Source organism: Mesorhizobium sp. f-mel, assembly GCF_053850215.1.
Window position 1 is genome coordinate 41,717 of sequence record NZ_JBSPTO010000031.1, and the last position, 26,078, is coordinate 67,794.

The 26,078-nt window shown below is 61.9% G+C and carries 23 protein-coding genes; 7 read left to right on the plus strand and 16 right to left on the minus strand.

Annotated features, from left to right (window positions below):
- Window positions 1–102 precede the first annotated feature (102 nt).
- Window positions 103–2,409, plus strand: a complete 2,307-nt coding sequence (locus tag ACWUKX_RS26615; RefSeq protein ID WP_456009724.1) for a xanthine dehydrogenase family protein molybdopterin-binding subunit — start codon at window positions 103–105, stop codon at window positions 2,407–2,409.
- Between the two features lie 44 nt (window positions 2,410–2,453).
- The gene (locus ACWUKX_RS26620; protein ID WP_456009740.1) at window positions 2,454–3,356 is read left to right on the plus strand and encodes a DMT family transporter; all 903 of its coding nucleotides are present in this window, start codon (window positions 2,454–2,456) and stop codon (window positions 3,354–3,356) included.
- Here the strand turns inward: ACWUKX_RS26620 and ACWUKX_RS26625 are convergent, their stop codons facing one another.
- The 3 genes from ACWUKX_RS26625 to ACWUKX_RS26635 form a co-directional block, all read right to left on the minus strand.
- Window positions 3,357–4,169 (minus strand): helix-turn-helix domain-containing protein, encoded by an 813-nt coding sequence (locus ACWUKX_RS26625; RefSeq protein ID WP_456009725.1) that lies wholly within the window; start codon window positions 4,167–4,169, stop codon window positions 3,357–3,359.
- Between the two features lie 96 nt (window positions 4,170–4,265).
- The gene (locus ACWUKX_RS26630; protein WP_456009726.1) at window positions 4,266–5,153 is read right to left on the minus strand and encodes a uracil-DNA glycosylase; all 888 of its coding nucleotides are present in this window, start codon (window positions 5,151–5,153) and stop codon (window positions 4,266–4,268) included.
- A gap of 117 nt (window positions 5,154–5,270) precedes the next feature.
- Window positions 5,271–5,915 carry a hypothetical protein gene (locus ACWUKX_RS26635; protein ID WP_456009727.1) on the minus strand — a complete coding sequence of 215 codons (645 nt, stop codon included), beginning with the start codon at window positions 5,913–5,915 and terminating at the stop codon, window positions 5,271–5,273.
- Window positions 5,916–6,164: 249 nt separating this feature from the next.
- Here ACWUKX_RS26635 and ACWUKX_RS26640 point away from each other — a divergent pair, with 249 nt between their 5' ends.
- Window positions 6,165–7,844, plus strand: a complete 1,680-nt coding sequence (locus tag ACWUKX_RS26640) for an electron transfer flavoprotein-ubiquinone oxidoreductase (protein ID WP_456009728.1) — start codon at window positions 6,165–6,167, stop codon at window positions 7,842–7,844.
- A 141-nt stretch (window positions 7,845–7,985) separates the two neighbouring features.
- Window positions 7,986–8,591: a DUF922 domain-containing protein gene (locus tag ACWUKX_RS26645; RefSeq protein ID WP_456009729.1), complete on the plus strand. Its 606-nt coding sequence runs from the start codon at window positions 7,986–7,988 to the stop codon at window positions 8,589–8,591.
- Between the two features lie 4 nt (window positions 8,592–8,595).
- On the opposite strand, the gene ACWUKX_RS26650 is transcribed toward ACWUKX_RS26645, so the two are convergent.
- From ACWUKX_RS26650 to ACWUKX_RS26670, 5 genes are all read right to left on the minus strand, one after another.
- A complete protein-coding gene (locus tag ACWUKX_RS26650) occupies window positions 8,596–9,675 on the minus strand; it encodes an endonuclease/exonuclease/phosphatase family protein (RefSeq protein WP_456009730.1) in 1,080 nt (359 codons plus the stop codon).
- A 100-nt stretch (window positions 9,676–9,775) separates the two neighbouring features.
- On the minus strand, window positions 9,776–11,236 hold the full coding sequence (locus tag ACWUKX_RS26655; protein ID WP_240992499.1) for an AMP nucleosidase: 1,461 nt from the start codon (window positions 11,234–11,236) through the stop codon (window positions 9,776–9,778).
- Window positions 11,237–11,366: 130 nt separating this feature from the next.
- On the minus strand, window positions 11,367–11,561 hold the full coding sequence (locus ACWUKX_RS26660) for a hypothetical protein (RefSeq protein WP_065010445.1): 195 nt from the start codon (window positions 11,559–11,561) through the stop codon (window positions 11,367–11,369).
- Window positions 11,562–11,594: 33 nt separating this feature from the next.
- On the minus strand, window positions 11,595–11,747 hold the full coding sequence (locus ACWUKX_RS26665) for a hypothetical protein (protein WP_164759935.1): 153 nt from the start codon (window positions 11,745–11,747) through the stop codon (window positions 11,595–11,597).
- Between the two features lie 281 nt (window positions 11,748–12,028).
- Complete coding sequence (locus ACWUKX_RS26670; protein WP_456009731.1) at window positions 12,029–12,373, minus strand: DUF2147 domain-containing protein; 345 nt, start codon at window positions 12,371–12,373, stop codon at window positions 12,029–12,031.
- 471 nt (window positions 12,374–12,844) lie between these two features.
- Here ACWUKX_RS26670 and ACWUKX_RS26675 point away from each other — a divergent pair, with 471 nt between their 5' ends.
- Entirely contained in the window at window positions 12,845–13,111 is a 267-nt protein-coding gene (locus tag ACWUKX_RS26675) for an SEL1-like repeat protein (RefSeq protein ID WP_027152750.1), read from the plus strand.
- A 445-nt stretch (window positions 13,112–13,556) separates the two neighbouring features.
- Window positions 13,557–14,678 (plus strand): branched-chain amino acid ABC transporter substrate-binding protein, encoded by a 1,122-nt coding sequence (locus ACWUKX_RS26680; protein ID WP_095519661.1) that lies wholly within the window; start codon window positions 13,557–13,559, stop codon window positions 14,676–14,678.
- Between the two features lie 202 nt (window positions 14,679–14,880).
- Here the strand turns inward: ACWUKX_RS26680 and ACWUKX_RS26685 are convergent, their stop codons facing one another.
- From ACWUKX_RS26685 to ACWUKX_RS26720, 8 genes are all read right to left on the minus strand, one after another.
- Entirely contained in the window at window positions 14,881–16,845 is a 1,965-nt protein-coding gene (locus tag ACWUKX_RS26685) for an acetyl/propionyl/methylcrotonyl-CoA carboxylase subunit alpha (RefSeq protein WP_456009732.1), read from the minus strand.
- 116 nt (window positions 16,846–16,961) lie between these two features.
- Window positions 16,962–17,330 carry a hypothetical protein gene (locus tag ACWUKX_RS26690; protein WP_456009733.1) on the minus strand — a complete coding sequence of 123 codons (369 nt, stop codon included), beginning with the start codon at window positions 17,328–17,330 and terminating at the stop codon, window positions 16,962–16,964.
- A gap of 866 nt (window positions 17,331–18,196) precedes the next feature.
- A complete protein-coding gene (locus ACWUKX_RS26695) occupies window positions 18,197–18,670 on the minus strand; it encodes a hypothetical protein (protein WP_456009734.1) in 474 nt (157 codons plus the stop codon).
- 9 nt (window positions 18,671–18,679) lie between these two features.
- Window positions 18,680–19,222, minus strand: coding sequence for an O-acetyl-ADP-ribose deacetylase (locus tag ACWUKX_RS26700; RefSeq protein ID WP_456009735.1), 543 nt, complete (start codon window positions 19,220–19,222; stop codon window positions 18,680–18,682).
- A gap of 1 nt (window position 19,223) precedes the next feature.
- Window positions 19,224–20,831 carry a carboxyl transferase domain-containing protein gene (locus ACWUKX_RS26705; RefSeq protein ID WP_456009736.1) on the minus strand — a complete coding sequence of 536 codons (1,608 nt, stop codon included), beginning with the start codon at window positions 20,829–20,831 and terminating at the stop codon, window positions 19,224–19,226.
- 1 nt (window position 20,832) lies between these two features.
- Window positions 20,833–21,996 (minus strand): isovaleryl-CoA dehydrogenase, encoded by a 1,164-nt coding sequence (locus tag ACWUKX_RS26710; protein ID WP_127211891.1) that lies wholly within the window; start codon window positions 21,994–21,996, stop codon window positions 20,833–20,835.
- 72 nt (window positions 21,997–22,068) lie between these two features.
- Window positions 22,069–22,722 carry a TetR/AcrR family transcriptional regulator gene (locus ACWUKX_RS26715; protein WP_456009737.1) on the minus strand — a complete coding sequence of 218 codons (654 nt, stop codon included), beginning with the start codon at window positions 22,720–22,722 and terminating at the stop codon, window positions 22,069–22,071.
- A 252-nt stretch (window positions 22,723–22,974) separates the two neighbouring features.
- The gene (locus tag ACWUKX_RS26720) at window positions 22,975–24,087 is read right to left on the minus strand and encodes a pyridoxal phosphate-dependent aminotransferase (RefSeq protein WP_456009738.1); all 1,113 of its coding nucleotides are present in this window, start codon (window positions 24,085–24,087) and stop codon (window positions 22,975–22,977) included.
- A gap of 141 nt (window positions 24,088–24,228) precedes the next feature.
- Here ACWUKX_RS26720 and ACWUKX_RS26725 point away from each other — a divergent pair, with 141 nt between their 5' ends.
- A complete protein-coding gene (locus ACWUKX_RS26725) occupies window positions 24,229–25,908 on the plus strand; it encodes a tetratricopeptide repeat-containing sulfotransferase family protein (RefSeq protein WP_456009739.1) in 1,680 nt (559 codons plus the stop codon).
- Window positions 25,909–26,078: the final 170 nt, after the last annotated feature.

Sequence of the window (26,078 nt, forward strand, 5' to 3'; positions counted from 1 at the left end):
GAAATTTGAAGCACGCGCTCTTTACACGAAACCGTCACTCGACAAAACTGGCGCAGTGCCTATTTCAGGCACTCGTTCTCCCATCATCATCGCGAGGCATTCATGACTGTCGTCACACCGAAATTCGGCATGGGCGCCTCTGTGCTGCGTCGCGAGGACCAAGCCTTCATCAAGGGTCTCGGTCGCTACACGGACGACATCCAGCCGGCTGGCCTCCTGCACGGCTACGTCCTGCGATCGCCGGTGGCCAAGGCAAGCTTCACCATCGGTTCGACCGAGGCGGCCAAGGCGGCACCTGGCGTCCATCTGGTGCTGACTGGTGCGGACCTTGCTCATCTCGGCAAGCTGAAATCCGGCGTCATGCAGAGGCAGCCGGACGGCACCAAGGCGCCGACCCGCGACATTCCGGTCCTTTGCTGCGACCGAGTCAATTATGTCGGCGACGCCGTTGCCTTCGTCGTCGCCGACAGCCGCACCCTGGCGCAGGACGCGGCCGAATTGATCGAGGTCGATTACGAGGCCGAGGATGCCGCGTCCGGCACCGCCACGGCGCTTGACGAAGGCACGCCGCTGGTCTGGCCGGAACTCGGCTCCAACCGTGCCTTCAGCTACCACATCGGCGACCAGGCGAAGACCGCGGCGGCATTCGCCAGGGCGGCGCATGTCACCCGCATAGAGTTCATCAACAACCGGCTGGTCTGCAACTACATCGAGCCGCGCTCGGCGATCGGCGAGTGGAACACGCAAGAGAATCGCTTCGTGCTGACCACGGGCTCGCAGGGCGTGCATTCCATGCAGTACATCCTGGCCGATGTGTTCAAGATCAGGAAGAACCAGCTGCGCGTCATCACGCCTGATGTCGGCGGCGGCTTCGGACCGAAAAGCTTCGTCTATCGCGAACATCCGCTGGTGCTCGAGACCGCCAGGCGCCTTGGCCGTCCGGTGAAATGGGCCGGCGACCGCACCGAGCATTTCCTCACCGATGCGCAAGGCCGCGACAATGTCGTGACCGCTGAGATGGCAATGGACAAGGACGGCCGCTTCCTCGGCATGAAGGTCGATCTTCTCGCCAATATCGGCGCCTATGTCTCGCAATACGGCCCATTCATCCCCTATATCGGCGTCACCATGTCGACCGGCGTCTACGACATCCAGGCGCTCGATGTTTCGGTGACCGGCCTCTACACCAATACCTGCCCGGTCGATGCCTATCGCGGCGCCGGCCGCCCGGAAGCAGCATTCCTCCTGGAAAAGCTCGTCGACGCCTGCGCCCACGATCTGGGCTTGCCAGTCGAAGAGATCCGCCGGCGCAATTTCATTCGGCCTGAGCAGTTTCCCTATCGCACGCAGACGGACCGCCTCTATGATACCGGCGAATTCGCAGGCCATATGGACCGCGCCATCGAAGAGGCGGAGTGGCGGGCGTTTCCGGAGCGGCTGGCGCAGTCGAAGGTGGCCGGCAAAATCCGCGGCATCGGCATGGCGACCTATATCGAGGCCTGTGCCTTTCCGGGCTCTGAACCGGCCTTTGTCGAATTGAACGGCGACGGCACGGTGACGCTGAAGATCGGCACCCAGACCAACGGGCAGGGGCACGCGACGGCTTATGCGCAGTTCCTCTCGGAAAAGCTTCATCTCGACATCGACAAGATCCATGTCCGCCAGGGCGACACCGACGAACTGAAAGCCGGCGGCGGCACCGGCGGCTCGCGCTCCATACCCCTTGGCGGTGTATCAGCTTCTCGCGCGGGCGAAGATCTGGCCAACAAGATCAAGCGCATCGCAGCGGATGAGCTGGAAGCCTCGGCCGGCGACATCGAATTGTCCAACGGCGTTGCCCGCATCGTCGGCACCGACCGCATGATCGATTTTTCGGCCATCGCCAAGGCCGCCAAGAACCCGGACGATCTCAAGGGCTTTGGCGAATTCGCGCAGGACGAATGCACCTATCCGAACGGCACCCACATCTGCGAAGTCGAGATCGATCCCGACACCGGCATGACGGAGATTGTCCGCTATACGATCGTCGACGATTTCGGCGTCACCGTGAACCCGATTCTGCTGGCCGGCCAGGTGCATGGCGGCGTCGTCCAGGGCATCGGCCAGGCGCTGACGGAGAACACCGTCTATGACGACGACGGGCAGCTGTTGACGGCGAGCTTCATGGATTACGCCATGCCGCGCGCCGACGATTTCCCGTTCTTCCATTTCGAGACCCGCAACGTGCCCTCGACCACCAATGCACTTGGCATCAAGGGAGCAGGCGAGGCGGGCACGATCGGAGCAACGCCGGCCGCGCTCAACGCGGTGACGGATGCGCTCTATCGCGCCTACGGCATCAGGCATATCGACATGCCGGCAACACCGGCGCGCATCTGGGCAGCGATCCAGGAAGCAGCTGCTAAGTGAACCCGACGGACCATCCCGGCGGGCACAACACGCTGACCGGGATCATGCTCAAGATCGTGTCGGTGGCGGTCTTTGTCGCCATGTCGTCCTGCATCAAGGCGGCGGGCACGGTGCCGGCCGGCCAGATCGTCTTCTTCCGCTCCTTTTTCGCCATCTTTCCGATCGTCGTCTTCCTGGCCTTCCAGGGAAAGCTTGGCACCGCGTTTTCGACCAAGCGCCCGCTCAACCACATTGCGCGCGGCGTTGTAGGCGTCTGCGCCATGGGGCTTGGCTTCTTCGCGCTGATACGGCTGCCGCTGCCGGAAGCGATCACGCTGAACTACGCACAGCCGCTGCTGGTGGTGGTGTTCAGTTCGATCTTCCTCGGCGAAGCGATCCGCGTCTATCGCTGGAGCGCGGTTGCGGTTGGACTGGTCGGGGTGCTGGTCATCTCATGGCCGGAACTGACGCTGCTGGGTTCGGGCGCAGCACTCGGCGATCAGGAGGTGATCGGCGTCATCGCCGCCCTGGTCGCGGCAGCGATCTCGGCTGTCGCCATGCTGCTGGTGCGCAATCTCGTCCAGAGCGAGCCTACGGCAACCATCGTGCTGTGGTTTTCGGTGACGGCGAGCGTCCTGGCGTTGCTGTCGCTGCCGTTCGGCTGGCAGGCGCTGACCCCGGTCCAGGCGGGCCTGCTCATTGCTGCAGGCTTTTGCGGCGGGGTCGCTCAGATTCTGATGACGGCAGCCTATCGCCATGCGGAGGCCTCGGTCGTGGCGCCCTTCGAATACACGTCGATGCTGCTTGGCATAGTCGTCGGCTATCTCGCTTTCGGCGACGTCCCGACGGTTCATATGCTCATCGGCGGCCTGATCGTCGTTGCCGCTGGCATCTTCATCATCTGGCGCGAGCGCCAGCTTGGCCTCGAACGTGCCCGCACCCGCCAGGCGACCCCGCCGCAAGGATGATCAGGGCAGCTCGGCCCGGTCTTTCGCCAATCGCACCAGCACCGTCCGCGTTTGTTCGTCGGCGGGGAAAAAGGATTCGATCGCCAGTTCCGACAGCGTCACGTCAAGCGGCGTGCCGAACACGGTGATGGTGCTGATGAACGACAGCACGGCATCGCCATGCGCGAGCCGCAGCGGGTGCACGATCGCGTTCGGCTCGACCGGCACCGGCCGTGCGCCGTTCAGGCCGGACGGATAGGTCCGAAGCTCGCGCTCCAGTTCGACCAGAACCGGATCGCCAGTAGCGTCGTTCTGGCGTTTCAGCCGATCGAGAAGATGCGCGCGCCATTCGGCGAGGTTGACGATGCGCGGCGCGACGCCACCGGGGTGCAGACTGAGCCGCAGCACATTGACCGGGGGCGTCAGCAAGGACGCCTCGGCGACGTCGGCGAGGAACGGGCCGATGGCGGCGTTTGCCGATACCAGGTTCCAGTGCCGGTCGACAGCGAGCGCTGGGAAGGGTTCGTGCCCCTTGAGCACGATCTCGACGGCTGCCATCGCCGGCGCCAGCGAGGCATCGGTGAGCGAACGCTCGCTGAAGCTAGGGGCAAAGCCCGCGGCCAGCAGGAGCTGGTTGCGCTGCCTCAGCGGGATCGACAGCTGCTCGGCCAGATGCAGCACCATGTCGCGCGAGGGCGCCGCGCGGCCGCTTTCCACGAAGCTCAGATGCCGTTGCGAGATTTCGGCTTCCATGGCGAGATCGAGTTGGCTCATTCGACGGCGCGTGCGCCATTCGCGAATAAGGCTGCCGGCGGAAGTCTGGGTTGCTGTCATGAGCGTATGACTAGGCCGGCAGCGGATGTATTTCAATTACCGGGCAGGTTATAGCGCTTCTTCTCCCCTCTTTGCGGGGCGAGGAAACGCTGGTCGTCAACCGAGCGCCCGCAGCTTCGCTTTCACCTCGAGGAAATCCCGCCACGCCAGCTTCTTGTGAGCGGGGGTTCTCAAGAGATAGGCCGGGTGAAGGGTCGGCATGGCGGGAATGGCAATACCGGAGGCGGTCGTGTGGACGCGCCAATTGCCGCGCAGCCGCAGGATGCCCTCGGTGGTGTTGAGCAAGGTCTTTGCCGAGGGGCCGCCCAGGTTGACCAGCACCTTCGGCTTGACCAGCTCGATCTGCCGTTCGATGAATGGCCGGCAAATCTCGGTCTCGTGCGGTGTCGGCGTGCGGTTGCCCGGCGGTCGCCAGGGAATGACATTGGCGATGTAGGCCGAGGTCCGGTCGAGTCCGATCGCGGCCAGCATTTGGTCGAGCAGCCGGCCCGAGCGGCCGACGAACGGCAATCCCTCGAGGTCCTCGTCGCGGCCGGGCGCCTCGCCGACCAGCATCACCGCGGCATTCGGATTGCCGTCGGCGAACACCAGGTTCTTGGCGGTGAATTTGAGATTGCAGCCGTCGAATGCCGCCATGTGCTGGCGAAGCTCGTCCAGGCTCGTCGCCCTCGTTGCCAATTGCCGCGCCAATGCCGCTTGTTGCTCATCGGGCACCGTCGCCGTACCGGACGGGGGGCGCACCGCCGGTGCCGCGCCTTGCCTTTCGCCCATTCCGGCGCGTGACAGGCTTGTCGAGCGTGGCAGTGCGGCGTTTTCACCAGTTGTCGGCGTAACTGTCGCTGGCGCCGGCTCAGGCGACTTTGACGCAGCCTCGGCAAACCTATTCAGCGGCTCCTCTTCGAGCGCTTCATCGACGCCGGCGCTGGCGTAAAAGGCCAGCAGGTCGGCGATAGCAGGTCGGTTGTCTCGGGAAACGGCAGTCATGCTTTCACATTCGGCCGCGCAGCAAGAATTTGCAAGTAATGCATGTCGCCCGAAAGCATGCCCTCGGGCCTGACCCGAGGGTGCATAGCGGTTTTGGGAACGACATAAACAGGACCCTTAGCTCGACGGTATACGCGGATCCTGAACCAGATAGAACGTCCAGCGCGGTGTGTAGTCGGTGATCAGGTAATCGAATTTTGCTGTCTTCAGCGGGTCGATCTTGCCACTCTTGAACAGCAGCCGATCATAGGGTTCGAAGTCGCGATCGAAATCGGCAAAGCTGCTCGACCAGATGTTGTCAGGCGTCTTGTTGCGCTGGTCGAATGACAGGCCGTCGCCGAACACGCTCGGCCGGTGGAGCACCTCCTGGAGCTCGAACTGGAACTCGACCCAGGCCTGGCCGCTGTTATTGAGCACGTCGATGCGCATATACATGAGGCCGTTCGCAAATTGGCCCGCGGTGCCGAAGGGATGGATCGGCTTCGTCGTGCGGATAGTCAGTGTCACCGGTGTTGCCGAGTTCAGCTCTTCGGTGATGACAAGCGGGTCCTCCTTTGTCCCGATGCCCGAGGCGCTGGTGATGCGGAAGCCGCCCAGCTCGTCGGAAAAGGAGTAGGCTCCGGCCGCCCAGACCCTCTGCGGCTCGGCATGGGCGCCAACGGGCATCAGCGGCAAAAGGGCCAAAACGAGCGCCCGGCAAATCCGTCCGGGCGCGGAAAAAAAGCGCGTCGATGAAAAGCCAATTGGCCCGTATATGCGCATGGTGCGAAGTATGGCCGATAAGCAAGCCGTCGAACAATTAAAAACGTCAGGGCGCCGGCTCTCCTTAAAATGGGGACTGGCCGGGATCGATGTTCCGGTGGACCGCAAACCGTGATTTTGTAGTACGATGCGCGACTTTTTGACGAAATCGGCATTGTCACGTCAGCGCCGGTTTCGCGTCGCGAATTGATGCGCTATGCAGCGGATAAGCCAGCAAGATGCGCAAATGCGGCAGCCAGTGAGGGGTTGATGAGCGAGATCGAACGCGAAAGCATGGAATTCGACGTGGTCATCGTCGGCGCTGGTCCGGCCGGCCTCGCCGCGGCGATCCGTCTCAAGCAGGTCAATCCCGAGCTTTCAGTCGTCGTCCTGGAAAAGGGCGGCGAAGTCGGCGCCCACATCCTGTCTGGCGCCGTAGTCGACCCGATCGGCATCGACCGGCTGCTGCCGGGCTGGCGTGACGAAGAGGGACATCCGTTCAAGACGCCGGTTACGGCAGACCATTTCCTGGTCCTCGGCCCTGCCGGTTCGTTCCGTCTGCCCAACATCCTGATGCCGCCGCTGATGAACAACCACGGCAACTACATCGTTTCGCTCGGCAATGTCTGCCGCTGGCTGGCGACCAAGGCCGAGGCGCTGGGCGTCGAGATCTACCCGGGCTTTGCCGCGGTGGGCCTCATTTACAGCGACGAGGGCGCGGTCACCGGCGTTGTCACCGGCGATATGGGCGTCGAGAAAGACGGCACGCATGGCCCGGGCTTCGCGCCGGGCATGGCGCTGATGGGCAAATATGTGCTGATCGGCGAGGGCGCGCGCGGCTCGCTGGCCAAGCAACTGATCGCCAAATACCATCTTTCCGACGGCCGCGAGCCCGGCAAATACGGCATCGGCCTCAAGGAGCTCTGGCAGATCAAGCCGGAGCTCCACCGGCCAGGCCTTGTCCAGCATTCCTTCGGCTGGCCGCTCGACATGAAGACCGGCGGCGGCTCCTTCCTCTACCATTTGGAAGACAACCACGTGGCGGTCGGCTTCGTCGTCCACCTCAATTACAAGAACCCCTATCTGTCGCCTTTCGATGAATTCCAGCGCTTCAAGACCCACCCGGCGATTAAAGGCACATTCGAGGGCGGCAAGCGGCTGGGTTATGGCGCCCGTGCCATCACCGAGGGCGGCTGGCAGTCGGTGCCGAAACTGTCCTTCCCCGGTGGCGCGCTGATTGGGTGTGCTGCCGGCTTCGTCAACGTGCCGCGCATCAAGGGCTCGCACAATGCCGTGCTCTCCGGAATGCTGGCGGCCGAGCATATCGCCGAGGCGATCGGCGCCGGCCGTGCCAATGACGAACCGGCTACTTACGAGGCGGCATGGCGGGCGACCGATATCGGCAAGGATTTGAAGAAGGTGCGCAACGTCAAGCCATTATGGTCGCGCTTCGGCACCGTCGTCGGCGTCGGTATTGGCGGCCTCGACATGTGGCTGAATTCGCTGTTCGGCTTCTCGCCTTTCGGCACGCTGAAGCACGGCAAGGCCGACTATGCGACGCTGGAACCGGCCGCTAAGCATAAGAAGATCGCCTATCCCAAGCCGGACGGCGTGCTCACCTTCGACCGCCTGTCCTCGGTGTTTCTCTCAAACACCAACCACGAGGAAAACGAGCCTGTCCACCTGCTGGTCGCGGATATGGACCTGCAGCAGCGTTCCGAACACGATGTCTATGCCGGGCCCTCGACACGCTACTGCCCGGCCGGCGTCTACGAATGGGTCGACAAGGATGGCAACGCCGCCGCCGATCCCGAGGCGAAGGACGTGCGCTTCGTCATCAACGCGCAGAACTGCGTCCACTGCAAGACTTGCGACATCAAGGACCCGAACCGAAACATAACCTGGGTGCCGCCACAGGGTGGTGAGGGACCAGTCTACCAGAACATGTAGCCTGCCAGAACGGCCCCGCCGGCCATCTCGACGTCGACCAAAATGAAAGCCGGTAAAGGCCTATTATATTTGCGGTGTCTAAAAAAAGTTGAAGCGGCGCGGCGCTTGTGGTTCCTTTCCCTTCTGACCGGAGAGATGACCATGCGCCTGGCGGTTTTGACGTGCCTTGTGGCGATTGGTGGCTTGTGCGGCTTCGCACCGTCGGCATCGGCTGACACGAAGGTGCTGGTCAAGACCCGGACGTACGACATATCAGGAACCACGGGCGCCGCCCTGATCGAGGCCATGGACCGCAACGGCCCGAAGCGGCACGGCTTTATGACGCACGCCATCGCGCTGACCGCCTATACCGTAAGTTGGGACCTTGAGATCAGCAGGGAGGGTGGCGTCTGTCGGCTGCGGCAGGCCAATGGGACACTCGATCTCACCTACACCTTACCCCGCATGGTCTCAGCCGCGAGACCGGCGCTTCAGAAGCGCTGGAATCGGTTCTTCGCCGGCGTTCGTGCTCACGAGCATAACCATGGCCGCATCGCCAGGACAATGATGCGGGCGACCGAAAGATCGATCACGGGACTGGAGTTCGCCGACAACTGGGTTTGCAGCAAGACGCACCGCGAGGCGAGGCGCCGGATCAAGGCCGTCTATGCCGAATACGAGGCGAAACAGAACGCCTTCGACGCGCGCGAGCATCGCCACGGCGGCCATGTCGAACGCCTCATCGGTGCCCTGTTGCGCAAGCAGTAGGCGCTCAGCCTCGATTCCTGCCGTGCTGTGTCACGGATGCGGTCGCAGTTTCATCTTCATCGACCGGCTTTTTCTGTTCCGGCCTGAGCGAGAATTCCACCATCAGCGGAAGATGGTCGGAGCCGGTGCCTTCCAGCCTCGACACCGAATGGATAAGAACCGCGCCCTTGCTGAAAACCTGGTCGATCGGCAATCCGGCGAAGCGCAGGAAATCCGGCAGCTTGATGGAGAGCCAAGTCGGCCCCGGCGAAGGCGCCACGGTCAGCTTGCCAAGATCTGCGACGCGCCGGACGGCGGCGCTCCACGGCACTGCATTGCAGTCGCCTGCCATGATCGATGTCTCGCCAAGCGATGCGAACTCTTCCGACAATCCGCCGATCTGCCGTGATTGGTTGTACGGCCATGGCCAGGTGAGGTGCACGGCTGCGACATCGACGTCGGTTCCGCCGAAATCGACTGTCGCGATGGCAATCGCGCCGCGCCTGTCGCAGCGTGGTTGTGTGCCGGCGGCAAACGGCCGTCTGGACAGCAGCGCAACGCCGAACACGCCATTTGGGTAAGGGCAGAGGATCCGGTAGGGGTAGGCGCTGGACAGCAGTCCAAGCTTTGCCTTCCACATGTCGGATACCTCGTCGAGGGTAATCACATCAGGCTGGGTCCGGCCGATCAGCGACAGCACCTTTTCAGGCGTTGGGTTGTTGAACCGCAGGTTCATCTGCAGCAGGCGATAGACCGCCTTGTCACCGGGATAGACCGACTGGTTGCCGGGGTAAACGGGCTGGTCGCCGGGGTTGGCTTCGTAGGCTGCCTGGACCGGCCACAGGCGAGATAAGCCCAACGCGCTCGACGTGGTGGCAAAGGCAGCCACCGCAAAGAGCAGCGCTGCGGCGGCCTGTAGGCGAAACGAGGTCGCGAGCAGCGGCAGCGCGCAAAGCGCCATCAGCACGGCAAGATGAACGCGGAAGTGAGCGAAGGAATCGAGGGCCGGATGCAGCGTTCCGAAAAACCCAGCCACCAGCGCGACCGAGCAGCCGAGCATTGCGACGAATGCCGCCGATGTCATCATGTTTCGAACGCGTGCCATCTACTTTGCTTATCGGTAGAAATGCGGCCCAATCAAGATGGCGAAATGCCCTGCTGCGCTCTTACCAAGCTCTGGCCATGCTCCGGTCGATCGATCGGTGCTACTGGAATGCCGTTTCCGAAAAGCTTCTGAGCTTGCGCGAATGCAACCGTTCCATCGGCATCTCGGCCAGCTTTTCCATCGCCCTGATGCCGATGGTCAAATGCTGTGCCACCTGGCGCTTGTAGAACTCGGTCGCCATGCCGGGCAGCTTCAATTCGCCATGCAGGGGCTTGTCGGACACGCAAAGCAGCGTGCCATAGGGCACGCGGAAACGGAAGCCATTGGCCGCGATCGTCGCCGATTCCATGTCGAGCGCAATCGCCCGTGACTGCGACAGCCGCTGCACCGGCCCACGCTGGTCGCGCAGCTCCCAGTTGCGGTTGTCGATGGTGGCGACGGTGCCGGTGCGCATGATACGCTTGAGGTCGTAGCCGGAAAGACCGGTGACTTCGGCGACCGCCTCCTGCAGCGCCACCTGGATTTCGGCCAGCGGCGGGATCGGCACCCAGACCGGAAGATCATCGTCCAGAACATGGTCTTCCCGCACATAGGCATGCGCCAGCACATAGTCGCCCAGTGCCTGGGTGTTGCGCAGCCCGGCGCAATGGCCGAGCATCACCCAGGCATGCGGCCTGAGCACCGCAATGTGGTCGGTGATCGTCTTGGCGTTGGAGGGGCCGACGCCGATATTGACCATCGTGATGCCGCCATGGTTCGGCTTCTTCAGATGATAGGCCGGCATCTGCGGCAGGCGCGGCGGCGCCACGCCATGGCAAGGCGCGCTTTGTCCAGCCTTGGTGACGACATTTCCCGGCTCAACGAATTCGACGTATCCGCCGCCGCCTTTCGCCATCAGCTCGTGCGCACGGGCGACGAATTCGTCGATGTAGAACTGGTAGTTGGTGAACAGCACGAAATTCTGGAAATGCTGGGGACTGGTCGCCGTATAGTGCGACATCCGGTGCAGCGAGTAGTCGATGCGTTGCGCCGTGAACGCCGCCAACGGCCTGGCTTCGCCTAAAGCCACTTCGAACGTGCCGTTGGCGATCTGGTCGTCGGTGCCGTCGAGATCCGGCACGTCGAACAGGTCACGGATCGGCCGCCTGATGCGCTCGGCTGCCGCGCCGTCGACATGGGAGCCTTCCAGGAACGCGAAATGCAGCGGGATGGGCGTCGTCGATTCCGAAACCGTGACCGGAACGCCGTGATTGCGCATGATCAGGCGAAGCTGTTCGATGAGATAGCGTTCGAAAAGGGCGGGCTGGGTTATGGTGGTCGAGAAATGCCCAGGCGTCGGCATATGGCCGTAAGCCTGCCGCGAGTCGATCTGGGTGAACGAAGTCGTGGTGACGCCGACCTCGGGGTAAAAGGCCCGGTAGCGCTTGTTGTTGTCGCCGCCTGCGGCGAGCGCCGTAAACGAATCGCGCAGGAATTTGGTGTTGCGGTCGTAGAGGGCCTGCAGGGCCGCGACGGCCTTTCCGGCATCATTGAAGATCTGCCGGCCAAACGGCTCCGGCATCACGACTGAGTCTATGGCTTGGGGATAGATTCGCTTTTCCATGACCCAATATAGAGGCTTGGCCATACGGTTGGGAGGGCCAAAGGGTCGTTTTTCATTATTGAATGGATTCAATGAAGGCCGATCGACCCTAGCCGCGTCGCAGGCTGACCAACAGCACAAAGCCGACGCCGTTCTTCTTCAACGCCGGCGCTTCGATCGTCGAGCCGGCATCGGCGCGCATCGTGGGCACGGCCAGAACCGGCGCTGCAAGAACCGTCAGGATGAGCGTCGCCCGCGGCACAAGCCGAAGGGCCTTGAGGGCGTTGGCGACGATGCGGTTCATGGTATGTTTCTTCTCTCTAAGGTTTTGCCGGCTTCAATGGCGAAGGTGGCTCGGGCAACCGAACCGGCAGGAATTGGCCTGGTCCCAGGAGCGGGCCGGGCGGCCGGCCTCGGCAACCAGGATGGCGAACAACATGCCGAACAGGCTCATCAGCAGGCAGACGATGGTGAAGCGGCGGGCGAACATTGCGTGGTGTCTCCTTCAACACGCATGAGAATGCCCTGATGCAACTGAACCGGTTCTGATGCCGGCGTTCATCTGCGGTTCAAACTTATCGACGGAGTGTTGAGTGCCCGCCGCTACCGCGCGGTCGCCGGCCACGAGCGTCGCCGCAGTCGTGCTGCCGGCCCGCAGTCTTGCTGCCCCCCAAATCTTGGTGACAGGGACGAAGGATGCACTCAAACAGACGGCGCAAACAAAAACGGGGCCTTCTCGGCCCCGTTTTCAATTTGTGGCAGTCAAAACGATCAGAGCTTGTGCCAGGTCTGGGTCCTGCAAATCAGCCCGCCGAGCACGCAGCCGCTCATTTTGAGCGAAGCGCCTGAGACCGAGGCCTTGCCGGAATAGGTCTTGTCGGTCTCCGGGTCGGTTATGGTCCCGGTATATTTGTTGGCGCCGGACACCTTGAACGAACCAATGCGCTTGCCGGAAAATTTGCCTGATTTGAGCGTGATGGAGAATGCCCCGCCGCCGCCGGCTATGGCGGCGGTCGCGCCGGCCTGCGTTTTCCAGTTGCCCTCGATCGGATCGGCCCAAGCCGTGCCGGCCATGATCCATGTGGCCGCCAAGGCCATGCTGATTTTGCGAAACATGTTTGTCCTCCCGGTGGAAATCCGGCCGGATGTTCCGCCCGCCGGTCTGCCTTTTACGCAAACGTAAGCTAATTCACGTCCCGGCAAAACAAAAGCGGTGCCGCTGCGGAAGACTTCAGGATTTTCTGGTCGCCCGAAGCGGTCTCATCGGTGAGAAATGAAACGTTCGCAACTCCGTCTTTGTCTCCCGTGGTTAGCGGAGTCTTGATCTTCGCCTCGCAAATTTTCGTCAAATTTAGTGCAAACCGGCGAAATTGCTGGCTTCGCATCCTTAACGAATTCTCGCGTTTACCTCTTGTTTTAGCTTTGTTTTCCTCAAATTAAGCACGCCACTTAACGACGGATTCAAGCCTCCGGTTCATTCTCGAAAACATCGAAAGAGCGGCCACCCCCAAGGTTTATCAACAGATACCAAGGGACAGAACGAGGCAGCTCTCGGGAGCCTGACAGGGGCTAGAACAGGGGATTGAAATGGCACGTTTTGAAATGCCTGAAGCCGGCTTCGGCGCCATGGGGGCAACTGCCCAGGCCGACATTCTTTTCGAACTGGGCATGATGTATGCGACTGGCCGCGATTGCGAGACCGATGTCGTCGCCGCCCACAAATGGTTCAATATTGCTGCGATCAAGGGTTCTGTCCGCGCTGCGGAACTGCGCTCGGAATTGTCGGCCGCCATGTCGAAGGTCGAGATCGCCAGGGCTCTGCGCGAAGCCCGCGAATGGATGACAATGCACTAGGTTGGCCCTGAGTTCATCAGGCACTGAGATACCGACAGGGACGCTTCAGGTCGAGGCCGCGCAAGACGGCCGGGCCGGCAAGAACAAGGCCGCGCAAGACGGTCGTACCAACAATGACAAGAACGCGGCAGGCCGGATACGGCCAGGCTGCGCGACGGACAGGGAAGGCGAGCGGTTTTCGGGCGCGTGAGCGTTCGGGATTGTTCGATCGACAAAGCCGCGACCGGCCGGAACAAGGCAGGCGCGGCTTTTGCGTTTTCTGACCATGATCCCAAAAAGTGGAAACCGGTTTTTGGAAAAGATCATGGTCAAACAGAAAGGCTGCAGGCCCAATTGAGTGCCGCCGATGCGCCTAGACAGGCTTGGCGAAGGGTGAGATTCTCCCGGCCACTCTGGAAGAGGCGCGGCCGGAGCGGCCGCGCGAGAGTGGAGGAGTTGTGTCACCATGAAAAAGTTGGGTATTTTGAGCGCGGCCATAATCGGCCTGATGATGAGCGCGCCGGTTGCGTTCGCCGAAGACATCACCTTTTCGGTGGTCGGACCAATGACCGGACAGCTTGCCACCATCGGCGACCAGTTCAAGCAGGGCGCGCAAGCCGCCGCCGACGCGATCAACGCGGCTGGAGGTGTCGAAGGCCGCCAGATCAAGCTCGACGTACAGGATGACCAGTGCGATCCGAAACAGGCGGTTTCGGTCGCCAACCGCATCGTTGCCAACGGTGTCAAGTTCGTCGATGGGCATGCCTGCTCGGGCTCGAGCATTCCGGCCTCGGCCGTCTACGCCGAAGCCGGGACGTTGATGATGAGTCCGGCTTCGTCGAATCCAGAGCTGACCGACGCGGCCGCGAAAGCCGGCTGGCCGACGATCATGCGCCTTTATACGCGCGATGATGCGCAGGGCGCTTTCATCGGTCCATGGATCGCCAAGAAATATGCCGGCAAGAACGTCGTCATCATGCACGACAAAAGCGCCTATGGGCAGGGCGTCGCCGACGCCGTCAAGGCAACGATGAACCAGAACGGTCTCAAAGAGATCCTTTACGAGGGCATCAACGCCGGTGAAAAAGACTACGCGGCGCTTGTCACCAAGCTCAAGGACCTGAAGGCGGATGTGGTCTATTTCGGCGGCTACCACCCCGAAGCCGGCCTCATCCTGCGCCAGTCGGCGGAACAGAACCTGAAGTATCAGCTGATCATGCCGGACTCGATCGCCACGCCGGAATTCTGGCAGGTCGCCGGTCCGGCCGGCGAAGGCACCATGTTTGTCTTCCCGTCGGATCCGCAGGCGAAGCCCGAAGCGAAGGAAGCCATCGAAAAGATCAAGGCGGGCGGCTTCGTGCCCGAGGGCTTCACGCTGTTCTCCTATGCCGTGATCCAGGCCTTTGCCGAGGGTATCAAGCGCGCCGGCAGCGACGACCCGGCCAAGGTTGCCGAAGCGCTGAAGAATGGCGAGCCGATCAGCACCGTCGTCGGCCCTGTCACTTTCGATGAAAAGGGCGACCTCAAGAATGTCAGCTACGACATCAACCAGTGGCATGACGGCAAATACGCGCCGATCCAGCCGTAATGGCTAATGCATGTCGCGCGAAAGTGCGCAGCGGTTTTGCGATAACGACATCCATAAAACAAGAACTAAAGCGGGTCGAATGAGACGCGCTTTAGCGCCTGGCGACAATCGGACATGGCCGGGGCAGACCCGGCCATTTTCATTTTGGGCACGCGTTTGTGGCGCGTGTCTCGACGTCGCCTCGTGGATGAAGGAACAGCGGTCAGACGTGGGCTTCCTCGGCAAAACGCACCAGCACGGTCCCGTCGGTGACTTGTGCGCCTTCCGCTGCGATCTCGGCGATGGTCCCGTCATGAGTGGCGGAAATCGTGTGCTCCATCTTCATCGCTTCCAGGATCAACAGCGGCTGACCCTTGATGACGGCCTCGCCTCTTGCCGCGCGCACCAGCTTGACCAGGCCCGGCATCGGCGCGCGCAGGCTGTCAGAGCCGGCGGCGATTTCGTCGGCCCTCGCCAGCGGGTCCGGCACCGCGAAGCTGTAGCCGATGGCGCCCGAAAAGACAGTGACATGGCCTGGCCAGCGGGCGAGGCGAGGGGCGGCGCGAAGATCGAGCGGACTGGCGCTGTCATAAGGTGCGTCCAGTGCCACTTGGAAGCGCTTGTCCGGCCGCACCGACACGAGCGCGACGATCTCATCACCGCTGTATCTTAGCCACGTGCGCCGCGGAACAGTGTGGAAATGCGAATAACCGGCAAGCGACGACCACGGATCGTTGGACGGCGCCTGAGTCCCGGCGCCGGACGCCGCAAATGCGGCTGCGGCGACGATCTCGCTGCTCGGCGGCGGGACTGCGGTCAGCGCTTGCTGATGTCTACCGATCAGGCCGGTATCGACATCGCCTGCCGAAAAGTCCGCATCAGCGGCAAGAGCAGCGAGAAAGGCGGTGTTGACAGTCGAGCCGGCGATCTCGGTCTGCGAAAGGGCTATGCCCAGCGCTTCGAGTGCCGCCTGCCTGCTCTTGCCGTGCACGATCAGCTTGGCGATCATTGGATCGTAGAAGGGCGAGATGGCATCGCCGGCCCGCACGCCGGTCTCGATCCGCATGCTGGCGCCCTCGGGCGCGGAATCGGGAAATTTCAGGTGATGCAGCGTGCCCGTCGCCGGCAAAAAACCCTTTGCCGCGTCCTCGGCATAGATGCGCGCTTCGAAGGCATGGCCGGAGAACGTGATCTCGCTCTGCATCTTCGGCAGCTTCTCGCCGGACGCTACCCGCAACTGCCATTCGACCAGGTCGATGCCTGTGACCATTTCGGTGACGGGGTGCTCGACCTGCAGGCGGGTGTTCATTTCCATGAACCAGAAGCGGTCGGCCTTCAGCCCTTGCGAGGCATCGACGATAAACTCAATCGTGCCGGCCCCGGAATAGTTGATCGCCTTGGCGGCCTTCACCGCCGCCTCCGTCATCGCCTTGCGCAATGCCGGCGTCATGCCGGGGGCAGGGGCTTCCTCGATCACCTTCTGGTGGCGGCGCTGCGCCGAGCAGTCGCGCTCGTAGAGATGCACGACATTGCCGAAGATATCGCCGAATACCTGAACCTCGATGTGGCGCGGCTTGTCGATATATTTCTCGACCAGCACGCGGTCGTCGCCGAAAGCGGCCTTGGCCTCGCGCCGCGCACCCGACAGCGCCTCGGAAAAGTCGTCGGGATGATCGACGCGCCGCATGCCCTTGCCACCGCCACCGGCGCGCGCCTTGATCAGCACGGGATAGCCGATCTCGCGTGCCTTGGAGGCGAGCAGCACAATCTCCTGCGCCTCGCCGTGATAGCCCGGCACAACAGGCACGCCGGCCTTCTCCATCAGCCGCTTGGCCGCGTCCTTCAGTCCCATGGCGCGGATCGAGGCCGCCGACGGGCCGATGAAGACGAGCCCGGCAGCCGTCACCTGGTCGACGAAATCAGGGTTTTCCGACAGAAAACCGTAGCCCGGATGGATGGCTTCCGCGCCGGTGGCCAAAGCCGCCGCGACAATCTTGTCGCCGCGCAAATAGCTTTCGCCGACAGGCGAGGCGCCGATGTGCATGGCTTTGTCGGCCATCCCGACATGCAAAGCCCCGGCGTCGGCGTCGGAATAGACGGCGACGCTGCGCACGCCCAGCTTGCGTGCCGTGCGGATCACCCGGCAAGCGATCTCGCCACGGTTGGCGATCAGAATTTTCGCGAACATGGGACCTCCAAAGCCAGAGCTTGCCGCCAACGGCGCGAATGCTCCTTCACGCGAGCTGTGGCAACACCCTGCTTTGCAGTCCGGCCATTGTCAAAGGATCGGTAAGCCAGGCCTGCTTACTTGGAGGCAGCGATCTCGCAACCTCCGCCTGTCGTGACCTTGTAATAGCTGCGGGTGGCTTTACAGGATTTCATCGCCAGATCCTCGGCAGCCTTCTGTGACGGCGCATTCAAGCGCGAGCCGCAGATGATGTACAGCGAACGCACGCGGGAATACGGAGTGGTTGCGTAGGCTGAATGGCCGCTGGCCGCTACATAGGCCTTGTAAGCCTTGGTGCACGGTCGATCAGGGCTTGGCGGCAAATATGGATAGAAACGGACGTCGCCCTTGCTTCCCGCCAGCGATTCCGCAGCGCCGACATTCGGTTCAGTGACCATAAGCAGTCCTGCAAGCACCGACATGATTGCTCGTTTGATGGATTTCATTGCCCAGCCCATTTGAAGAACCCAAAACTGACAGATATTTGCCTATTTGGAGGCTGCGACCTCGCAACCCCCACCTGTCGTGACCTTGTAACTGTTGCGGGTGGCCTGACAGGATTTCAACGCCAGTTCTTCGGCAGCTTTCTGTGACGGTGCATTCAAGCGCGAGCCGCAGACGATGTACAACGAAGTCACCCGCATGTATGGGGTGGTCGCATAGGCTGAATGGCCGCTGGCCGCGACATAGGCCTTGAAAGCCTTGGTACACGGATCCTTCGAGTTCCGCGGCAAATATGGGTGGAAACGGGTGTCGCCTTTGCTTCCCGCCAGCGATTCCGCCGCTCCGGCGCCTGGCACCGTGAGTATAAGCAACACTGTAAGTATCGATGTAATTGTTCTCTGGACGTATCTCGGTCTCATTTTTCCCCCCGGAAAGAACTAGGCCAACAGGCATTACTACTTGGAGGCGGCTATGCTGCAGACTCCCGCTGTCGTGACCTTGTATTGCTTCCGGGCGGATTGGCAGTCCTTCAGCGCCAGTGCCTCTGCAGCCTTTTGCGAAGATCCATTCGCACGCGCGCAAACTATGAACTCGGTCGCCCAATTGAATGGGGTCGACGCATAGGCGGAATGGCTGCCAGTCGCCACATAGGCCTTGTATGCTTTCTGACAGCCTCCCGTTGAGCCGGGCGCGAAATACACAGGGTAGCGGCTGTCGCCCTTGCTTCCCGCCAGCGATTCTGCCGCCCCAAGGTCAGGCGCCGATAATATAAGCAACCCCGCAAGTACCGACATAGTTGTTTTCTGAAAAAGTTGCAGTCTCATCTTCGCCCAATCCCCATTGGTATTTGCGCCCGTTGCTGCTGCAACTACTTCGACGCCGCGATCGCGCAGCCGCCGCTGGCGGTCTTGACCTTCCACCTCGTCAAGCCGGACTGACAGTTGCGCAGCGCCATCTCTTCCGCAGCCTTCTGGGACGGCGCATTGAGTCTCGAGCCACAGATGATATAGAGGTCGACCACGCGCGAATAAAAGCTCGTGGCATAAGCGGAATGCCCGCTGGCTGCAACATAGGCTTTGTAGGCCTTCGGGCAGTCTCCCGTCGCACCTGGCGGAAAATGGACTGCGAAACGGCGGTCGCCTTTGCTTCCCGCCAGCGATTCCGCTGTGCCAACGCCTGGCGCCGCCAATATAAGCAACCCCGCAAGTATAGATACAGTTGTTTTCTGAAAAAGTCGCAGTCTCATCTTCGCCCAATCCCCATTGGTATTTGCAAAGAGCAATAGCCGCAATTTTTCCGCGTGACCAGTACCCTGGTTGAAAATGAGTCTGAATAATGTCAATCGTGCTTTTCATCGGTGCAGATCACCCTTCGCCAGGGCAGCAACGGTTTGCCGGTACAGTTCCGCCGTCTGCTGGTCGAAGCAGCAGAAGATGACGGTTTCGGGAACCGCGTTCTGGCTGGTGAAGGCGCTCACAGTGCCAACGGCGATCTGCGTCGCCTGGTCCTTTGGATACCGGTATACACCAGTCGAGATCGCCGGAAATGCCACCGTCCGGCAACCCTTGGCGGCGGCGAGTTCGAGCGACCGCCGATAGCAGGAGGCTAACAACTCGGCTTCGCCCTTGCCGCCGCCTTGCCAAACCGGACCGACCGTGTGGATGATGAAGCGTGCCGGCAGCCTGTAACCCTTGGTGAGTTTTGCATCACCGACCTTGCAGCCATTCAGCATCCGGCATTCGAACTCAAGCTCAGGGCCGGCCGCCCGGTGAATGGCGCCGTCGACGCCACCGCCGCCCAGAAGTGAGGCGTTGGCGGCGTTGACGGTGGCGTCGACCGCCAGCTTGGTGATGTCGCCGTTGTGAATGCGAATCCTCTGGTCGATTTCGCTCATCTCACATCCTGAACACGCCGAACTTTGTCTCCTCGATTTCGGCGTTCAGCGCGGCTGAAAGGCTGAGCGCCAGCACCTCGCGCGTCTTGGCCGGGTCGATGATGCCGTCGTCCCAGAGCCGGGCGGAGGAGTAGAGCGGGTGGCCTTCGTGCTCGTATTTCATCAGGATCGGCTTCTTGAATTTTGCCTCTTCCTCTGCGCTCCATTCTCCGCCTTTGCGCTCGATCCCCTCGCGCTTGACGACGGCCAGCACGGTGGCCGCCTGCTCGCCGCCCATCACCGAAATGCGGGCATTCGGCCACATCCACAGGAAGCGGGGCGAATAGGCGCGTCCGCACATGCCGTAATTGCCGGCGCCGAACGAGCCGCCGATGATGATGGTCACCTTCGGCACGCGCGCCGTGGCGACGGCCATCACCAGCTTGGCGCCGTCCTTGGCGATGCCGCCGGCCTCGTACTTTCGCCCCACCATGAAACCGGTGATGTTTTGCAGGAAGATCAGCGGGATCTTGCGCTGGCAGCACAGCTCGATGAAATGCGCGCCCTTGAGGGCGCTTTCGGAGAACAGCACGCCGTTGTTGGCGATGATGCCCACCGGCATGCCGTTGAGATGGGCAAAGCCGGTGACCAGCGTGGTGCCGTAATTCTGCTTGAACTCGTCGAACTCGGAGCCGTCGACGATGCGCGCGATCACTTCACGCACTTCATAGGGCTGGCGCAGATCGGTCGGCACAATGCCGTAGAGCTCATCGGCTGCATGAAGCGGCGGAATCGGATCGCGAAGTGCCAGCCCGATCTCCTTCTTTCGATTCAGGTTCTTGACGATGCGGCGGGCGATCGCCAGCGCGTGCTCGTCGTCCAGCGCATAATGGTCGGCAACGCCGGAAAGCCGCGTGTGCACATCGGCGCCGCCCAGTTCCTCCGCGCTGACGTCCTCGCCGGTAGCGGCCTTCACCAGCGGCGGACCGCCGAGGAAGATGGTCGCCTGGTTGCGCACCATGATTGTCTCGTCCGACATCGCCGGCACATAGGCGCCGCCCGCCGTGCACGAGCCCATGACGCAGGCGATCTGCGGTATGCCTGAAGCCGACATGTTGGCCTGGTTGTAGAAGATGCGGCCGAAATCGTCGCGGTCGGGAAACACCTCGTCCTGGTTTGGCAGATTGGCGCCGCCGCTGTCGACCAGATAGACGCAAGGCAATTTGTTCTGCAGCGCGATTTCCTGTGCGCGCAGATGCTTCTTTACGGTCAGCGGATAATAGGTGCCGCCCTTCACCGTGGCGTCGTTCACGACGACCATGACTTCGGTGCCTTCGACGCGGCCGATGCCGGCGATGATGCCGGCCGATGAGATGTCTTCGCCATACATCGACCACGCCGCGAACTGGCCGATTTCGAGGAAGGGCGAGCCGGTGTCGAGCAGTTGGGCGAGGCGTTCGCGCGGCAAAAGCTTGCCGCGGCTCTGGTGCCGTTCACGCGCTTCCTCCGAGCCGCCACGCTCGACGGTTGCCGCCTTTTCCGCAATGTCGGCGACCAACGCCCGCATGCGCTCGGCATTGGCGCGGAACGTGTCGGATGCTGGCGAGATCTGGGACTGGAGCGTAGCCATCTTATACCCCCTCCGCCATGATTTCGCGCCCGATCAGCCAGCGGCGGATTTCGCTGGTGCCGGCGCCGATCTCATAGAGCTTGGCGTCGCGCAGAAGCCGGCCGGTCGGATAGTCATTGATGTAGCCGTTGCCGCCCAGCAGCTGAATGGCGTCGAGTGCCATCTGCGTCGCCTTCTCGGCAGCGAACAGCACGCAAGCGGCGGCGTCCTTGCGGCTCGTCTGGCCGCGGTCGCAGGCGGCGGCGACGGCATAGACGTAGGCGCGCGCGGCATTCATCGTCGTATACATGTCGGCGAGTTTGCCCTGCACCAGCTGGAACTCGCCGATCGGCTGACCGAACTGCTTGCGCTCGTGCACATAGGGGATCGCCACATCGAGGCACGCCGTCATCAACCCGAGCGGGCCGCCGGCGAGCACCGTGCGCTCGTAATCGAGGCCCGACATCAGCACCTCGACACCGCGCCCTTCCTCGTGAAGCACGTTGCCGAACGGCACTTCGACATTCTCAAACACAAGTTCGCCGGTGTTCGAGCCGCGCATGCCGAGCTTGTCGAGCTTTTGCGCGACGGAAAACCCGGCCATCGATTTTTCGACGATAAACGCGGTGATGCCGCGCGAATGGAGCTCCGGATCGGTCTTGGCGTAGACAACCAGTGTTTCGGCATCCGGGCCGTTGGTGATCCACATCTTGGTGCCGTTGAGAACGTAGCGGTCGTTGCGCTTTTCGGCGCGCAGTTTGAGCGATACTACGTCGGAGCCGGCGCCGGATTCCGACATTGCCAGCGCGCCGACCTTTTCGCCGGTGCATAGAGCGGGCAGATGTTTCTCCTTCTGCGCCGGCGTCGCCCAGCGATTGATCTGGTTGACGCAGAGGTTGGAATGGGCGCCGTAGGAGAGGCCGACCGAGGCCGAGGCGCGGGAAATCTCTTCCATAGCGACAACATGAGCGAGATAGCCCATGCCGGTGCCGCCGAAATCCGGATCGGCGGTGATGCCGAGCAGCCCGAGCCCACCGAGCTCGGCCCACAGATGCGCCGGAAATTCGTTCGAACGGTCGATCTCGGCGGCGATCGGCGCGATCTTGTCCTGGGCGAAGCGCCGCACCAGGTCGCGCAACGCCTCGATGTCTTCGTCAAGCCCGAAGTTAAGTGTGTGCGTGTACATGCCGTTCCTCCCGGCGCATGGCCCCGAAATCGAATTCGATTTTCGCGGTGGATCATGCGCAAAACCAAAATGCTACAACGTCCTTTGCTCGCCGGAAGGGGCTGCGACGCTGTAGGTCTTTGTCGCGCCGTGGGCCTTTGCTCCAACCAGGCGTATCGTCATTGAAAGATATGTGGCGGTTACCTCCGAGATCGATAGCCGCTCGCCCGGCCGGAACCAGACGATGACGCCGGTCATCATCTGGATCAGCGCCATGGCAGTCAGACCTGTGTCTTCGACGCTGAAGTCGCCCGCCTCTGCGCCGTCGCGCAGAATGGCGCGCAGCTCCTTTTCATAGGCCGTGCGCAGGCGCAGGATCTGCGTCAGGCGATCATGCGAAAGGCTGCGCAATTCCATGTTCGAGACATGGGTGGAATGGCGGCGTTCGATGTGGAAGGCGATGTGGTTTTTGACATAGGCGGCGAGCCGCGTCGCCGGATCGGCCGCGGCCGGGCGCGCCGCCTCCCACGCCTCGATCAGCCCTACCATGTGCTCGCGCATCAGCGTGAACAAGAGGTCTTCCTTGGTCGGGAAATAGCGGTAGAGCGCCGCCGCCTGCACGCCGACCTCGGCGGCCAGCTGGCGCATCGACATCGCCTCGTAGCCAAGACGCGCGATCAGGCTGACCGCCGCCTCGCGGACCGCAGCTTCGGTCTTTTCCCCGTCCGAACCGGTCGTGCGCGCCATGGTCACCTCATCGAGAAAAATGAACGTTCAATTAATTCAAGGGATGTGGATCGAGCGTTCCGGCAGGCGAGACGGCGCAAGCCGCGCGGCTCTTCCTTCTCCCCTTGTGGGAGAAGGTGGCCTCGCGAAGCGAGGTCGGATGAGGGGTGTTCCAGCTTGGCACCGCCGGCACTCCGTCCAACACCCCTCAACCGGCTCAGCGCTACGCGCCGATCCACCTTCTTCCACAAGGGGAGAAGGAAGAGCGCCTTTTCAGTTCCCCCGTGCCGCCGCCAACGCGCCCGGAAGTTCCTCAGCAAAAATGTCGAGCTCGTGGTCGAGGCCGACGCTGACCCGGATGCAGCGGTCGAGCACCGGCACCATCGGCTTGCGGATGAACACATCGCGCGACAGCAGCGCCTGCAGCACGTTCAGCGCGAAGGCGCCGTCGCCGCCGCAGTCTATGGTGACGAAATTGGTCGCCGAGGGCAGCGGCTTCAGCCCGTTGGCCTCGGCGATCTCGGCGATTCGCCGGCGGCCGGCAGCGACCCGCGCCACCACGTTTTGGAGATAGTCCTGATCGGCAAGCGCCTCGACGCCGGCGATCTGCGCCATGCGGCTGACGCCGTAATGGTTGCGGATCTTCTCGAAATCGCGGATCACCTGGGCCTCGGCCACCGCATAGCCGCAGCGTATACCGGCCAGCCCGTAGGCCTTCGAGAAGGTGCGCATGCGGATGACGTTCGGCTGCGCGACATCGATCGGCGGCAGCGCCGAGGCCGGGCCCAACTCGACATAGGCCTCGTCGAGCACCAGCATTGTGGTCTCCGGCAGGGCTTCGATAAAGCGGATGAGTTCGGCCGCTTCCCACCAACTGCCCATCGGATTGTCCGGGTTGGACAGGTAGACCAGCGCCGCATTTTCCCTGGCGACCGCAGCCAATAGGCCGTCGAGGCTTTCCCGGTCGTTCTCATAGGGAACCGCGACCAGCCGGCCGCCGACGCCGGCAATATGGAAATTGAAGGTCGGATAGGCGCCGAGCGAGGTGACCACCGCGTCGCTCGGCGCCACATACATGCGCGCCACCAGACTGAGCAATCCGTCTATGCCTTCGCCGACCACCACGTTTTCCGCGCCAACGCCAAGATGCGCGGCGATGGCCACCTTCAGATCGTGATTGTCGGGGTCGCAATACATCCACATGTCGCGGGCGATGCCGGCCATGCGGGCGACGACGCGCGGCGAGGGGCCAAAGCTGCTCTCATTGGCGCCGATGCGGGCGCGAAACGCACGACCCCGATCACGTTCCTGTGCCTCCGGGCCGACAAACGGCACCGTCGAGGGAAGCGCACTGACGATCGGCGTGAGGGGAGGGCGCTGGCGCATGGCGAAGGCTCGTTCGAAAAGGGCCTTCTTGCTAGCGCGGCACAGTTGGCCGCGCAAGCTCCCGCCTTGGCTGCAACCAGCATGCTGGATTTCCCCCGCTCTTTTTGCTAGCGAGATATCTCTTTTTGCTAGCGAGATATTATGAACAATCGACTCCCACCTGCTTGGTCAAAGCACATCAAGCCCGGACCCGCGCCGAAAGCGAAGGTGCCGATAATGACGCCTTTAGCGAGCCCGCAGAAAGGAAACGCCCAGTCGCGTGCGCAGGCCGACGACGCGCTGCTGAAACAGGCATATGCCTTTCAGCAGGCCAAGCGGCTCGACGAGGCTCAGGACCTATGCCTTCGGGTTCTGGCGCGTACGCCAAACCATCCGCTCGCCTTGTACATCTTGGGGACCGTATACTTGGGTTACGATGATGAGAGGGCCTTGCGATATTTCGCACGGGCGGTCGGCGAGGAACCTAAAAACCCCTACTACCACCTCAGCCTGGGCGAGGCCTATGTGAAGGTCAGCGAGTATTCGCACGCAATCAGGCATATGCAGTACGCCTTGGAACTGCAGCCCGGCCTTATCGAAGCACTTTGCGCATTGGGCCGCACCTACACGGCGTTTGACAAGCCCGACATGGCTTTGCCGCTTTACGAGAAGGCGCTGAAAATCAACCGCGATCATCCCAAGGTGCGAGCCGGGCTGGCCGGCGCGCTCAGCGGCTTAGGGCGTATGGATGAAGCCGCCGACTATCTGAAAGAAGCGATCGATCGCCGTATTGGGGTGCCGGCTGCCTACAACGACCTTGTACAGACACGAAAGTTCACCGAGGAGCCAGAGGAGCTCCAATCCATCCTTCGCGAACTCGGTAATCCGAAACTTGGTTCGGAAGCCGCGCAGCAACTCCATCTCGCCGCCGGCAAGGTGCTGAACGACATCAAGCGCTATGATGAGGCATTCGACCATTTCAACAGGGCGAAACAGGCCTCCGGCTACAAGTTCGACATCGACTTGTATCGTCGGTGGATCGATTCGATGATTGAAACCTTCACGCCGGACTTTTTGGCTGCCCGGGCCGGCTATGGAAATCCTTCCGAAGTGCCTGTGTTCGTGGTTGGCATGCCCCGCTCGGGAACGACGCTCACGGAGCAGATCTGCGCCAGCCATCCCGATGTCCATGGTGCAGGGGAGCTTAGCAAACTAAGGCGGGTCGCGAATGCGATCGGTCTGAAGACATCATCGGCTGGAGATTTGCACCCGCCAGTCATGTCGATCACGGAAGACCTGTCCAGAACGCTGGCCGAAGAGCATCTGTCCTATTTGCGGGAGCGGGCGCCTGCCGCACTTCGTGTCGTGGATAAAATGCCGCACAATTTTGAACTGATCGGCCTTATCGGGCTTCTCTTCCCCAACGCACGCATCATTCATTGCCGTCGTGACGCCATCGACAATTGCGTCTCCTGCTTTGTCCTCAATTTTAGCGAGGGGCACAGCTACAACACCGACCTGAACACACTAGGCCTGTACTATCGCGAGTATGACCGCCTGATGCAGCATTGGAACAAGGTTTTTCCAGGCCTTATCTTCGAAAATCGCTACGAAACGCTGGTCGAGGACCAGGAAGCGCAGTCACGCCGCCTCATAGATTATCTCGGGCTGCCTTGGGACGACGCCTGCCTGCGCTTTTTCGATAGGGATGGTTCGGTCAACACGCCCAGCCGCTGGCAGGTTCGTCAGCCGATTTACAAATCGTCGGTCAAGCGCTGGAAGAATTATGAAAACGAAATTCAGCCGCTGATACAGTCGCTGGGCGATCTTGCAGAGATTTGACTTGAGGTCGGCAATCCACATTGCGTGGACCGCGAGGGTCGCAAGCGCATAGGCTTGCTCCCAACCGACCTTCAGCCGCCAATCCCAACGAACAGCTAAATGCCACTAGAGCGCTTCGCCTTTTGACTGAATCTGGATTCCCAAGTTTGCGCAAATCAGATTCGATGTCC